The 13,900-nt window shown below is 32.8% G+C and carries 13 protein-coding genes; 9 read left to right on the top strand and 4 right to left on the bottom strand.

The window, feature by feature from the left end; genetic code table 11:
* Positions 1-179 precede the first annotated feature (179 nt).
* Positions 180-1,268: an alkene reductase gene (locus ACE193_RS05875; protein WP_375562075.1), complete on the top strand. Its 1,089-nt coding sequence runs from the start codon at positions 180-182 to the stop codon at positions 1,266-1,268.
* 275 nt (positions 1,269-1,543) lie between these two features.
* Here the strand turns inward: ACE193_RS05875 and ACE193_RS05870 are convergent, their stop codons facing one another.
* From ACE193_RS05870 to ACE193_RS05855, 4 genes are all read right to left on the bottom strand, one after another.
* Positions 1,544-2,446: a histone deacetylase gene (locus tag ACE193_RS05870; RefSeq protein WP_375562074.1), complete on the bottom strand. Its 903-nt coding sequence runs from the start codon at positions 2,444-2,446 to the stop codon at positions 1,544-1,546.
* Positions 2,447-2,528: 82 nt separating this feature from the next.
* Positions 2,529-4,067 carry an AAA family ATPase gene (locus ACE193_RS05865; RefSeq protein WP_375562073.1) on the bottom strand — a complete coding sequence of 513 codons (1,539 nt, stop codon included), beginning with the start codon at positions 4,065-4,067 and terminating at the stop codon, positions 2,529-2,531.
* A 138-nt stretch (positions 4,068-4,205) separates the two neighbouring features.
* Positions 4,206-4,934: an SDR family oxidoreductase gene (locus ACE193_RS05860; protein WP_375562072.1), complete on the bottom strand. Its 729-nt coding sequence runs from the start codon at positions 4,932-4,934 to the stop codon at positions 4,206-4,208.
* A gap of 112 nt (positions 4,935-5,046) precedes the next feature.
* Positions 5,047-5,625, bottom strand: coding sequence for a Crp/Fnr family transcriptional regulator (locus ACE193_RS05855; RefSeq protein WP_375562071.1), 579 nt, complete (start codon positions 5,623-5,625; stop codon positions 5,047-5,049).
* 89 nt (positions 5,626-5,714) lie between these two features.
* On the opposite strand from ACE193_RS05855, the gene ACE193_RS05850 reads away from it, so the two are divergent.
* From ACE193_RS05850 to ACE193_RS05815, 8 genes are all read left to right on the top strand, one after another.
* On the top strand, positions 5,715-6,941 hold the full coding sequence (locus tag ACE193_RS05850) for an NAD(P)/FAD-dependent oxidoreductase (protein WP_375562070.1): 1,227 nt from the start codon (positions 5,715-5,717) through the stop codon (positions 6,939-6,941).
* Between the two features lie 321 nt (positions 6,942-7,262).
* Positions 7,263-8,795 (top strand): GH3 auxin-responsive promoter family protein, encoded by a 1,533-nt coding sequence (locus ACE193_RS05845; RefSeq protein WP_375562069.1) that lies wholly within the window; start codon positions 7,263-7,265, stop codon positions 8,793-8,795.
* Positions 8,796-8,926: 131 nt separating this feature from the next.
* A complete protein-coding gene (locus ACE193_RS05840) occupies positions 8,927-9,958 on the top strand; it encodes a rhodanese-related sulfurtransferase (protein ID WP_375562068.1) in 1,032 nt (343 codons plus the stop codon).
* 160 nt (positions 9,959-10,118) lie between these two features.
* Positions 10,119-10,847 (top strand): MlaE family ABC transporter permease, encoded by a 729-nt coding sequence (locus ACE193_RS05835; RefSeq protein WP_375562067.1) that lies wholly within the window; start codon positions 10,119-10,121, stop codon positions 10,845-10,847.
* Between the two features lie 3 nt (positions 10,848-10,850).
* Positions 10,851-11,366, top strand: a complete 516-nt coding sequence (locus ACE193_RS05830; protein WP_375562066.1) for a hypothetical protein — start codon at positions 10,851-10,853, stop codon at positions 11,364-11,366.
* A gap of 198 nt (positions 11,367-11,564) precedes the next feature.
* Positions 11,565-11,999, top strand: a complete 435-nt coding sequence (locus ACE193_RS05825) for a hypothetical protein (protein ID WP_375562065.1) — start codon at positions 11,565-11,567, stop codon at positions 11,997-11,999.
* 132 nt (positions 12,000-12,131) lie between these two features.
* Positions 12,132-12,632, top strand: a complete 501-nt coding sequence (locus ACE193_RS05820) for a hypothetical protein (RefSeq protein ID WP_375562064.1) — start codon at positions 12,132-12,134, stop codon at positions 12,630-12,632.
* A gap of 126 nt (positions 12,633-12,758) precedes the next feature.
* On the top strand, positions 12,759-13,895 hold the full coding sequence (locus ACE193_RS05815; RefSeq protein ID WP_375562063.1) for a fatty acid desaturase family protein: 1,137 nt from the start codon (positions 12,759-12,761) through the stop codon (positions 13,893-13,895).
* Positions 13,896-13,900 lie beyond the last annotated feature (5 nt).

The following is a 13,900-nucleotide window of genomic DNA, read 5'->3' as shown; positions in this document are numbered from 1 at the left end:
TAGAGAAGTATGTTAGACTATTTTTTATGCCAAGTTCATGTTACTTAGAAGGAATTGAATAAACAAATTAAATTAGTTTAGATATTTTAACGTAACCTTTAAACAAAGCAATGCGTTAGTGTTTTGGAACAATCGTTCTGTTATTATTAAATATATTTTTTATAAATTTTATAGACATTATGCTTTTTGATTCATTCAAACTCGGAAATATAACTCTTCAAAATCGTGTTGTGATGGCACCTCTTACTCGCTCAAGAGCAACAGACAATATTCCAAACAATTTGATGGCAACTTATTATGCTCAACGTTCTAGTGCTGGTTTACTTATTACAGAAGGAGTTAGTCCTTCTCCAAATGGTTTGGGCTACCCACGTATTCCAGGTGCTTTTTCTGACGCTCAAACCAAGGGTTGGAAAAAAGTAGCTGAAGAGGTTCATAAAGGAGGAGCAAAAATTTTTATGCAATTGATGCACACAGGTAGAGTTTCACATCCTCTTAATATGGCAAAAGATGCTGAAGTATTGAGTACAACTACAACTCCAGTAGAAGGTGAGATGTACACAGATCAAGAAGGTTTGAAATCATATCCAGCAGCAAAACTAATGACTGAAAGTAAAATCAAAAATACGATTCAGGAATATGTAGATAGTGCAAAAAATGCTATAAAAGCAGGTTTTGACGGTGTGGAATTACATGGTGCAAACGGTTATTTAATAGAACAGTTTTTAAATCCTCTTGTAAACTCTTTAGACAATAGCTATAACGGAAACAACGAAGCAAGAGCAAAATTTGCATTAGAAATAGCAAAAGCAACTATTGCAGAAATTGGAGCAGAAAAAGTAGGTATTCGTCTTTCTCCTTATGGAGTCTATAATAGTACAGGAGTTTTTGAAGATGTCGAAGAGTTTTATGAGTATTTGGCAAAAGAATTAGGCAAACTTAATCTTGCTTATATTCATATTGTGGATCATTCTTCAGTAGGTGCGCCTGAGGTTACTCTTTCTGTAAAACAAAAAATTAGAGATGCGTTTGGTGGAACAATCATTATTAGTGGTGGTTATGATAAAGAAAGAGCTGAAAAAGATTTGAAAGATGGTGTGGGACATTTAGTAGCTTTTGGTCGTTCATTTATTTCTAATCCCGATTTAGTAGAAAGAATGAAACAAGGTACTCATCTTAATGACCCAAATCCAGATACATTTTATACATCAGGAGCAGAAGGTTATACAGATTATCCGACTTTAAAAGAAGAAACTCAAAAAGTATAATAGGTTGGAATGTTGCTTGGAGTCCCTATTAGTTGGTAAATCTTCAGATTTACGTTGTCAAATGGTTTAAATACAAAATAGTACACTCGTAAATCTGAAGTTTTGCCATACTGATAAATCATGATTAGAATCATAGAATCAAATCGACTTGGAGGCACTGTGCTTAACAAAGTCAAAAACAGAACACCTTGCGATAAGAATGGATTAAAATTAAAAGCTCTTCTAAAGGCAGGTTTTACATAGAAATAGATTTTTTATTCTAATAAAGTTTGGGGTCAAAAATAAATCTCTTGCGCCAAACGATACGTATTTGCATGTGCCTCTACAATATCAGCAATTTTGGGAGAATATCCACCTCCCATGCTTACAGAAACATGAATATTATTTTTTTTACATTCCTCAAAAACAAATTTATCACGTTCTTTACAGCCTTGTAAAGTCATTCCCAAACGTCCCAGTTTATCAGTTTTAAGTATATCTACACCAGATTGATAAAATATAAATTGTGGTTTTTGTTCTTGAATAATTCTGGGCAAGGTTTCTTTTAAGACTTGCAAGTAGGTTTTATCATCTATTTCATCTTCTAGTTCGATATCAAGGTCTGACTTTTCTTTTTTGTAAGGATAATTTTTTGCTCCGTGCATACTAAAAGTAAAAACTCGTTTTTCATTTGAAAAAATCTCTGCTGTTCCGTTTCCTTGATGAACATCCAAATCTACCACCAAAATTTTATCAAAATTATGTTCGTCTATCAAATGATAAGCACCTAAAGCAATGTCATTCAGAAGACAAAAACCTTCTCCATGTTTTGTAAAAGCATGGTGTGTTCCTCCTGCAATATTCAAACTGACACTATATTGTAAAGCAAATTCTGTATTTTGAATTGTTCCTCCTGCAATCGTAATCTCTCTTTCGATGAGTTTGGCTGAAAGTGGGAAACCTGTCTTTCGTTCTTCTTTTCTAGTAAGAGAAAGGTTCTTTAATTTGTTCCAATATTCTGCTGTGTGCGCTCTCAAAATTTTCTTTTCTGAAATAGGAATTGGCTCAAAGAAATTTTCTTTTGTAGCTGTTCCTTCATAAATTAATTGCTCTGGCAACAACTCATATTTTAACATCGGAAAGCGATGATTTTTGGGCAAAGGATGTGCATAGATAGGAGAAAAGGCGATTTTGAGCATTTTTTTGATAAATGAGTAGAATAATGAAATTTAGAAACTGTAAGGACTAATTTGTAATTTATAGTAATGGACAAAAGTAAAATTACCCTTCCAAATTCTTATAATAATATTTCAATTTCTCTAGTTTTAATTGAATATCATTGAGTTGATTGACAGAATCATTCAAATTTGCTTTTACAATCGGTGCTAGACGAGCATCTACAAATAGGTTTTGGTCTAATTCATACCATTCTTCTGGCTTTTCGGTATCTAGTTTTTGTAGATTTTCATTTACATAACTCAAAAGTTCCTCTAGTTTTTCATTCCAATACTTTTCTATGAGTTGATGAGGTTTTCTGTAAATAATTTCATCTTTTTCTACCTTATGCGTGCGTAAACCCAAGGCTAAAAGTTGGGCGTTATGGAATAAATGAACTTGATGCTGTACAGAAGGCTTTTTTGCTTTTACTTTATAAGTCAGTTTGAAATTATCATCATAAATATTAATGGTGCTTTCTTCTTGATTTAATTTATCAAAATCGGCTCGTTTGATATATTTTCCGTCCATTGAAGTTTCCAAATTCAGAACTTGATAAAATTCTTGCTCAACAGGATAGAGTTCTTCTCGTGTCGTAACATGTTTTACTTTTGTTTCTTTCTCAATTTCGGTTTCTAATTCTTTTATTTCTTGTCGTAAACCTGTCAGATTTAGCGAAATAGAATAACCATGTTTGCGTATCACTTCCGAAACCAAATGACGAACTTTATCAAGCTGCTCTGGCTGATTCCAAACGCAATGCGTAATCAAGAAACAATCCATTAGATTGACTTTTTTTCTGCCATTCAGAAAAGCACAAGTTTTCAGAAGACGAATTACTTTTTTCCATCTTCTATCTGAAACAAAATATACATTTCCAATCTGATTATCGGTATCATCAAGCTGTTTTTTGACGAGTTGAATTGTATTCAAAACTTCTGTTGGTAGTTCTATTTCATCAATTTCTTTGCTCCAAAGCTGATTTTCTTCTGCTGTAATCTTTAGTTCGTCTGAAACGGTATCTTCATAAACATCGTCTGAAGAGGTTAGCATTTGCAGAAAATTACCACTTTCTTTTATTTCAGAAATCATATAACGTACCAAAAACCTATCCCAAAGAGCTTCTAAACCTTCATTTTTGGGTGGAAGTTCGTTTGATGCTGCAATTAATCCTTTTAGTTCTACTTTTACTTCTTCTTCTCCATTTCTATAAATTTTTTCATTCAGAACTGTCAGAAGAGCATTCTGAATAGAAGGACTAGCTTTCCAAATTTCATCTAAAAAAACAACTGTTGCCCCAGGTAAATATTTTTCTGTCAGTCGTTCATATTTATCCTCATCTTTCAATTTTTTGATAGAAACAGGACCAAAAACCTCATCAGGCGTACTAAAACGATTCATCAAATACTCAAAAGATTGTCCTGCTGTAAAGGCAAATTTTAATTTACGAGCAATCAAACTTTTGGCTACCCCTGGTGCGCCAAGCATAAACAAACTTTCCCCAGCAACTGCCGTCAAAAGAGCAAGTTGTATCGGTTCTTGTCGTTCGTAAAGATTTTTATTGAGAGCAGAAAGTAAATTTTTGATTCGTTCTTTGCGTTGCATTGAAAGTGGATTTGTAAGACCCTAAGGGTTTTCAGAAACCCTTAGGGTCTAAAAACGAGGTCTGAATAATATTTTGAAATAAAACAGTCTAACTTTTTATTAATGAATAAGGTTTTGAGAATTTTATTTAATACATGCTTATTTCCCTCTCATTATTCTATCAGCCAAAGATGGACTAATTCTATTCATTATTTTCAATAATTTTACTTTTCCAATTTTTACTTCAAATTTATCTTTTTTGAAGGCTTTTATAAACTCTTTTACCAACTGTTGAGGAGTAATTTTTCCTGTTCCTCTTCCTTTTGTCATTTCTGTATCTACTAAAGGAGGAATAATCTCAAAAACTTTTGTGCTTTGAAGTTGGTAACGCAACGATTTTGAAAAAATATGAATGGCTGCCTTTGTAGCACAATAAACAGGACTTGTCATTTTAGGAACTAATCCCAAACCCGAAGAAACATTTACAATAGCTGCATTTTGATTGATTTCTAAAATTGGTAAAAGCAAAGAAATCAGTTTTAGAGGAGCTAAAAGATTTACATTTATTTCATTTTCTAGTTTTGGAATAATATATTTTTCTTCCAAAAAATGGTAATTGTATTGAATACCAGCATTATTGATTAGAATATTCAAGTCTTTGTGTTCTTGCTCAATAAATAAAACTAGGCTTTCAATATCTTCCTCTTTTGAAATATCTGCACAAAAGGGAATTATTCTTTTGTCTTTTTGAGCAAGAGCTTTTAGTTTTTCTTTATTTCTACCAACTGCAATAATTTGATTGTCATAATCAAGAAATTGATAAAGTAGAGCCTCGCCAATTCCTGCTGTTGCACCTGTGATAAGTATTTTGTTCGATTCTAATTTCATAATAAAGGAGAAAAAATGACTGATATTTATCCAAACTGATAGCACAAATTTCTACTTTACTTTTATCAAAAGCATTTACCTATGTACATGAATTAATCATAGATTTGATAAATTACTCTTTTTTTCCTCTAATTCTACTGAGTTGTGTAGGTGTAACTCCTAAATAAGAAGCAATATGATATTGGGTAATTTGATTTTCTAATCCTTTATGTTCTTCCAAAAAAATCTGATACCGTTGTTTTGCTTCAAGAGTTACCAATTCAATTTCTCTTTTTTCCTTGTTTACAAAAAACTGTTCTGCCAAAAGACGAGACAAACGCTCTATTTGGGGATAATCATCATAAAGCCTTGTAATATTCTCAAAATTAGCAACCCATATCACACAATCTGTAAGACATTGAATATCAATTAAGTTTTGTTTTTGACTAACTAGAGAAGAATATGCTCCAACAAATTGATTAGAGGTAAAAAATGTTTTGTTGTACTCTTCACCTTTTTCATTGCTATAAAAAGCTCTTAAAATACCTGTTTCTATAAAGGCAACTTGTTTACTATACTCTCCTTTTTTGGCGAAAAAGTGTTTTTTAGTCATCTTCTCTTTTTCAAATAAAGATGTAAAGAGTTCTAATTCTGTTTCAGAAAAATTGACAATGGAACACAAAAAGTGAGTGAAAGATATAGGTTTTTCCATCATTATGACTTTAGTAGATTGCAAAGGCAAAGTAAAAAATATTTTTCTGAATGAGATTTTGTAAATTTGTAGCTCAAATTTAATAAAAGATGAAAAACAAAAGAGTCATAATTATTGGTGGTGGTGCAGGTGGATTTTTTGCAGCCATTAATTTAAAAGAAAAAAATCCGAATTATAACGTTTCTATTTTAGAACAAACCAATACACTACTCAAAAAAGTAAAAATTTCGGGTGGTGGACGTTGTAATGTTACACATTCTTGTTTCGAACCTGAAGAATTAACTAAAAATTATCCACGAGGAGAAAAAGAACTTTTAGGCGCATTTTATCAATTCCAGCCTCAAGATATGATAGAATGGCTCAAAAAAAGAGGTGTCAAAACCAAAACGGAAGCAGATGGACGTATGTTTCCTGTTTCAGATGACTCTCAAACGATTATTGATTGTTTTTTGAAAGAAACTAAAAAGCTAAATATTGATATTCAAAAAGGCTGTGCAGTAGAAAAATTAATTCCTCCAACCGAAGAAACACATCAAAAGTGGCAAATTCAGATAAAAAACAAACCAAATTTAGAAGCCGATGCACTTATTGTAGCAACTGGAAGTCAGCCAAAATCTTGGAAAATGCTTACTGATTTGGGGCATTCTATTTCAAATCCTGTTCCTTCGCTTTTTACAATGGACGTGAAAAATGATGAGCGTTTAAAAGATATGGCAGGAGTTTCGGTAAGTAATGGTGCTGTTTGGGCAAAAGATACCAAACTTTCTACTGAAAATGGAGCTGTTTTGGTTACACATTGGGGACTTTCTGCGCCTGCTGTTTTGCGACTTTCTGCGTGGGGAGCGAGAGAACTGGCAGACAAAAACTATAAATTTGAAATGGGTGTAAACTGGATAGAAGATACGCCAAAAAACACGCTCAAAATCTTGAAAGCACACCGAGAAGAATGGCGTAAAAAACAAATTGGAACAATTTCTCCTTTTGATATTCCGAATCGTCTTTGGAAAAAACTCATCGAAGCTGTAAACATAGACCTCACTACAAACTGGGCATCACTTTCTAATAAAGAATTAGATAGCCTTTCAAACGAACTTACACAGGGAATTTTTCATGTAAGTGGAAAAAGTACTTATAAAGATGAATTCGTAACTTGTGGAGGAATTGCTTTATCAGAAGTGGATTTTAAGACGATGGAAAGCAAAGTTTTACCTAATTTGTATTTTACAGGCGAAGTATTGGATATTGATGCCATTACAGGAGGTTTTAATTTTCAAGCAGCTTGGACAACGGCTTGGATTGCATCACAAAATATCTAAAAATAGTTATTAACGTTTAGTTATTTAGGGGCAAACGCACGAAAATAAAATGTGTGATTTTACACTCTTTTTGACCTATTTTTTTAGTTTTAAAATTCAAGCGAGGACGCTTGAATTAGACAAAAACTGGTTTAAGCGTCCTCGCTTGAACCAATCTTAAAAAATAAAATTTCGTGCGTTTGCCTTATTAGTTATTAATGAATTACTCAATTTTTTAAACTTACCGTTGCTTGTGTCCTCACGAGCGATTTTCTAAACAACTGCCGTTGTTGGTGTCCCCACCAACAACACTCTAATTTTTTTATTCAAACTCTATAATTTATGAAGTCATTTGTTAATTGGATTGGTACAAAAATATTTTCTACTCGTTTGGAAAAAATAGAAAATTTCAAAAATAATCCTTTTCAGGTGCAAGAAGAAGTATTTAAGTATTTAATTGCTTCAGGGAAAAATACTGTTTGGGGGAAAAAATACGATTATTTTTCTATCAAAAATCAAGAACAATTTATTAAAAATGTTCCTGTTTCTAGTTATGAAGAATTTTATCCGTACATAGAAAGAAGTCTGAAAGGAGAACAAAACTTGCTTTGGAATAAACCCATTATTGGTTTTTCAAAATCTTCTGGGACGACCAATGCAAGAAGTAAATATATTCCTGTTTCGGAAGAAGGACTAGACAAAAATCATTATGGCGCAGGAAAAGATTTGATTGCCATTTATGCGAGTAATACTGAAAATACAAACTTTTTTTCTGGAAAAGGTTTGGGAGTTGGTGGAAGTATGCAGCCAAATCCAGTTACAGGAGAAAAAAATTGTGGTGATGTTTCGGCTCTGATTATGAACCATTTACCTGCGTGGGCAGAATATCTCCGAACGCCTAGTTTGGAAATTGCCTTGATGGATAACTGGGAAGAAAAAATGGAAGCGATGGCACGAGCAAGCTCAAAAGAAAATGTAACAAGCATTCAAGGCGTTCCGACATGGACACTTTTTTTAATCAAAAAAATACTGGAAGTTACAGGCAAAAATTCAATTTTGGAGGTTTGGCCCAACTTAGAATGTTTTTTTCATGGAGCAGTTTCTTTTACGCCTTACCGTCAGCTTTTCAAAGAACTTATTCCTTCTGATAAAATGAATTATATGGAGGTTTATAATGCTTCCGAAGGATTTTTTGCACTGCAAGACCAAAAAAATAGCGAGGATTTATTGCTTCTTTTAGATTATGGAATTTATTATGAATTTATTCCGATGGATGAGTGGGACAAAGAAAACCCAAAAACAATAACATTGCAAGACGTAAAATTGAATGAAAAATATGCAATGATTATTTCGACAAACTCGGGTCTTTGGCGATATAATATTGGCGATGTTATCAAATTTACGTCACTTAGTCCATTCAGAATACGAATTACAGGACGTACAAAACATTTTATCAATGCTTTTGGAGAAGAGGTCGTTGTCGAAAATGCTGATATTGCGTTGGCGTATGCGTGTAAAAAAACAGGCGCAAAACTAAAAGATTATACAGCAGCACCGATTTATATAAAAGACGAAGGAGAAGGAAATCACAAACAAGGAGGACACGAATGGATTATCGAATTTGAGAAAAATCCAGAAAATGAAACTCTTTTTGTGGAATCTTTAGACGAAAAACTAAGAGAAATAAATTCGGATTATGATGCCAAAAGACATGCAAATATTGCTTTAGTGATGCCAACCGTTCATTTTGCAGAGCCAAATACATTTTACAAATGGCTACACTCAAAAGGAAAATTAGGAGGACAACACAAAGTACCACGCCTTTCGAATGATAGAGAATATGTAGATGCAATTTTGGAAGTGATGGGGGAATGAAAATGAAATAAAATTTCTATACTTCTTCGTATCTTTGCAACTCAATTCAAAAAATAGTGATTGTATTCATTTATGCTTAATTACTAACATTAAAAATTATTTTACCACTTAGCTGAAACTAAGAACTAGGTATGAAAACAACAGAAAATAAGCAAGAAATTGCTGTAAACAACGTCGAAAATTCTCATTTTCCGTATCGTGTCCTTTTATATTATTGCTTTACTCCAATAGAAAACCCAGAAAAGTTTAAAGAAGAACATCATCTTTTTTGTATCAAAACAGGACTTTTGGGAAGAATTATTGTAGCCGATGAAGGGTTAAACGGAACAGTCTGTGGAACTCCAGAAGCATGTCAAAAATATATTGATGCTTTAGAAAGTGATTCTCGTTTTAAAGACATTGATTTCAAAATTGATGCTTCAGAGCATAATACATTTAGCAAAATAAATGTTCGTCTTAAAAAAGAAATTGTTCACGCAGGTATTCCAGACATAAAACCCTATCACGGAACAGGAACTCATCTTTCCCCACAAGAATTCAAAAATCTTAAAGATATGGAAGATGTCGTTATTCTTGATGTGCGTTCGGATTATGAGCATAATTTGGGACACTTCAAAAATGCTGTTACCTTAGATATTGAGAATTTTAGAGATTTTCCTGAGAAAGTAAAAGAACTTCAAAAGTATAAAGACAAAAAAGTTTTGACCTACTGCACAGGTGGAATAAAATGTGAAAAAGCGACTGCTTTGCTCATGAAAGAAGGTTTTAAAGACGTATATCAGCTTCATGGAGGAATCATCAAATATGGAAAAGAAGTAGGAGGAGAAGATTTTGAAGGAAAATGCTATGTTTTTGATGAGCGTGTTGCCGTTGATGTAAATGAAATCAATCCAACCTTGGTAAGTACTTGTTATGTCTGTAAAGAACGAAGTGATTATATGGTAAACTGTGCCAATCCAAAATGTAATCGCCACACAACGATTTGCAAGCCTTGTTTGGAAAAAATGGATGGTGCATGTAGTGATGAGTGTAAAAACCATCCAGAAAAACGCCAGTACGAACCAGAAGGAAAAGGAATGTACAAGAAAAATCTAAATGGTTACAACCCTTATATCGGTTGGAATGTTGATAAAGTGATTGATAAAAACACAAATAAAAAATAGAAAAATTAGAATTATCTAAACTGTTTTGACTTGAAAACGTTTTATGCTTTGTTTGGGGGAATTTAAGTTCGTTTTTCTTAGTTTCTCAAATGAAGCATTTTTTATAAATTTGTATCGCAACCAAAGATAAAACACACATTTTTTCAACTAACTATCCTACATGAAAAGTATTGGTAAGTATATGATTTTTTTGAGCCGAACGGTTACAGACATGGAACCTTGGCACGTTTATGTTCGTCTTTTTGTTGAAGAATGTATGCGAATTGGTATTAGTTCGGTATATATTGTTACAATCATTTCGACATTTATTGGTGCTGTAACGGCTGTTCAAACTGCTTACAACCTTGTAAGTCCTCTTATTCCTAAATCTCTTATTGGTACGATTGTACGTGATATGACTGTTTTAGAACTTGCTCCAACAATTACGGCTATTGTTTTTGCAGGAAAAGTAGGTTCGAATATCGCTGGTGGATTGGGAACAATGCGTATTACAGAACAAATTGATGCTATCGAAGTAATGGGGATCAATGCTACTTCTTACTTAGTATTCCCCAAAATTTTGGCAGGATTAGTAACTTATCCTTTACTTGTTATTTTGGCTGCTTTTTTAGCTATTACAGGTGGATATTTGGCTGCGACACTTACAGGACAAGTAACTTCGGTAGAATATGTTTATGGAATTCGATTAGATTTTGTGGAGTTTAATGTTGGTTTTATGCTTATCAAATCAGTAGTTTTTGCTTTTTTGGTTACTACTATCTCTGCTTACAAAGGGTATTATACACGAGGTGGCGCATTAGAAGTGGGAGAGTCAAGTACAAAAGCAGTTACTACAAGTTGTATTGCTATACTTTTAGCTGATTATTTACTCGCTCAAATGCTTGTTTGATATATGAAAGACAAAATTATTTATATTTTTATTGTTGCTTCGTTCATAGTAGGTCTTATCGGCGCAGGACTGACCTTTACAGAAAAACTAAGTGAACAAGGCGAGTACTTAATACAAGGAGGCTTTATCCTTACTCAATGGTGGGGAATCTATTTAATCTTCAAGAATGGAACTACAAAAGATACATTCTACTGGCAAATCATAAAAGCTCTACTTATTTTATTAGTTGTAGGGGTAAATTTCAAGATTATGCACTGGCCTTTTGCAGGAATAATGCTGATGATTTCTCTACTAGGAATTTCTTTTACCTATTTAGTTCGCTTTGTTACTAAGAATGATTTTTCAGTTTTATCAATATTAAAATTTCTTTGGCTCTTTTCAGCAGGGATAATTAGTTTTTTAGCTCTTAATAAAATGATTTCAAAGGATTATTATTCTATTTCTTTTGGCTTTTTTTGGGTGCTTTTTACATTTTATTTACTACAAGAATATAAAGCTAGAAAAATTACTAAACATTGATAACTACGGAAAAGTATTTACCTTGTAGGTTAAAGGCTTGCCTTTGACTGTATTTGCGTTTTTTCTGAATTACTTGACAAGTCAAAGGCAAGTCTTTGCCCTACAAATACACCTATTTTCAAGTTTTCCGTAGTTGTCAGTAAACAGTAATCTAGTCCAAAAATAGTACAAACTCATCATAATTAACCCTCAAAAAAATTGTCAGACCAAAACCTTACCCCAAAAAAAACTATTCGCCCACAGATTCCTGCTGCATTGATTGTAGATACAATGAGTGGCGAAGAGCGTTTTCAAAATGCTACTTTGCGTCCTATATTGAAACTTCAAAATAAGATTTTACTTGCTATTTTTAAGGATTATATCACAGAAAAGGAATCAAAAAAAGGTAGCAAAAAAGAAAGTGAAAGAACCTATTTCAGACTTTCGGCTACCAAACAGCGAGAATATATTGATATCGTTTTTCAAAAAGATATAAAATTTAAAAGTCAGTTATTAGGAATGATAATCGGACATTTTGATTTGGAAGAATATAATCTGTATGCACAAAACAGAACAGGAACAGACAGAAGAATCATAAATCTACTCAAGGAACGTATTTTTAATGGCTTGGCAGAACTTCCACAGGAGTTTTAACCTCACACATTTAAAAAGTCAGTTTTCAAAATAAGAGTAATCTTCCTTTCCTCATTTTCCCCAACTCTTGTATTTTATTTGCGTATTTTTCGGTAGAACAAATTATTTCTTTTCTACTTAAACCAAAACGCAATGCAAAATCTATTTCAAAAAGCTACTTTACTATTTTTAGTGTGTAGCTTTATTTCTTTCAACAGCCTTGCTCAACAAGATTCAATTTCTCTAAAATATATAAATGACAAAGAAAATGTTGTTTCTTCTGCTATGGAAGGCGAATGGTTTTCTCGTCAAGAAGGCTACACAATGATTTTCAAAAAAGATAGTACCATTCTAGAGCAAATCCCTACAAAGTATCAAGGTTTTTTGAAAGACAAAACCATTTATTCGGCTGGTTATATTACTATCAAATCTGAAACAAAAACTTATACAGAAAATAAACCTTATCTCTTGACTGTTTTGAGTGGTAATCCTCATATTTTTTGGTTTAGAGAACGAAATGGCGACCCTTTGGGCGATGCTGAAAGTTTTAATGTCTTTATTGCTATTGGAGAAACTCCTGCTGACGACCTTTTGTATGTGGGTGGAGATTTTAATAATCAGCCTTTTTTGAGATTTACACGAGTGAAAAAGTAGCGTATCCTTTAGGATGCGAAAAAGTAATGTACTCTTTAGAGTGCAATGTATTTGTATTTCAAAAATTATATTTTACTCTACACTCCATAATAGCCAACATACTCTAAAGAGTGTGCTACATTCCTTATGAAAAAACTAAAATTTGCCACCGACGAAGGCACAGACTTTTATCGTGAACTCAACGAAAGAGTAAACGACTATTTTTCTGAAAACAAAATTGAAAAAACAGGAAATAAAACAATGCTTTTCAAGATTTTTCTCTATTTCGGATTAGATATTTTGTTTTATTATTTGATGATAACGAGCAAAACAGAATTTTCTTTTTATGCTTTTTATCTGCTTATGGGACTTTCAGTTCTTTTGACAGCCTTTAATGTTTCGCATGATGCAGCACACAATGTAGCTGTAAAAAGTAAGTTTTGGAATAACTTTTTGTTTTCTTTGAGTTTCAATTTGCAGGGAAATAATGCGTATGTGTGGGGAAAGAATCATAATGAGTCGCATCATCTTTATACAAATATTGAAGGAAGTGATATTGATGTTTTGCACAATCCACTTTTCAGAATGACAGATACACAGCCATTGAAATGGTTTCATAAATATCAATTTCTGTATGCTCCTTTTTTGTACTTGTTATATTCTCTGAATTGGTTTTTGTTTCGTGAATCGCTAATGCTTTTTAATCTTTCTAGCCGAACCATAAAAGTAGAAATTCCGAAAATTGAAGTCGTAAAACTCATTTTTTACAAGTTTTTCTATATCGGTTATATGATTGTGCTTCCTATTTATTTGCTTGATTTTGGATGGCAAACGGTACTTTTAGCTTTTTTATTCAATCATTTTATGGTTTCTATTTTGTTTGTTGGTGTTTTGGGAGTTTCGCACCTTTCTGATTTTGTGCAGCATCCAAAGGCAGATAAAGAGGGAAAAGTAAATATGAGCTGGGCAAAACTGCAAATGTGTACTTCGGTAGATTATGATGCAGAAAGTACTTTTTTCAACTGGACATTAGGAGGATTTAATGCACACGCTTTGCACCACCTTTTACCTCATGTTTGTCATGTGCATTACCTCAAAATCTTACCTATTTTTAGAGAAACAGCCAAAAAACATGGCGTAACTTATATGGAAATGCCCTATCATAAATCTCTACTTTCTCACTTTCGTTTTTTGAAAATAATGGGGAGGGAAAAACATGTCGTTCCTACTGAATTTATAAAAGTAGCTGATAGCTTCCAAGCTGTCAGAAAAATAATTTATTGAGTTTT

This window comes from Bernardetia aquimarina (assembly GCF_042180575.1).
Classification (GTDB): Bacteria; Bacteroidota; Bacteroidia; order Cytophagales; family Bernardetiaceae; genus Bernardetia.
This window is presented reverse-complemented; position numbering and strand designations above follow the sequence as displayed.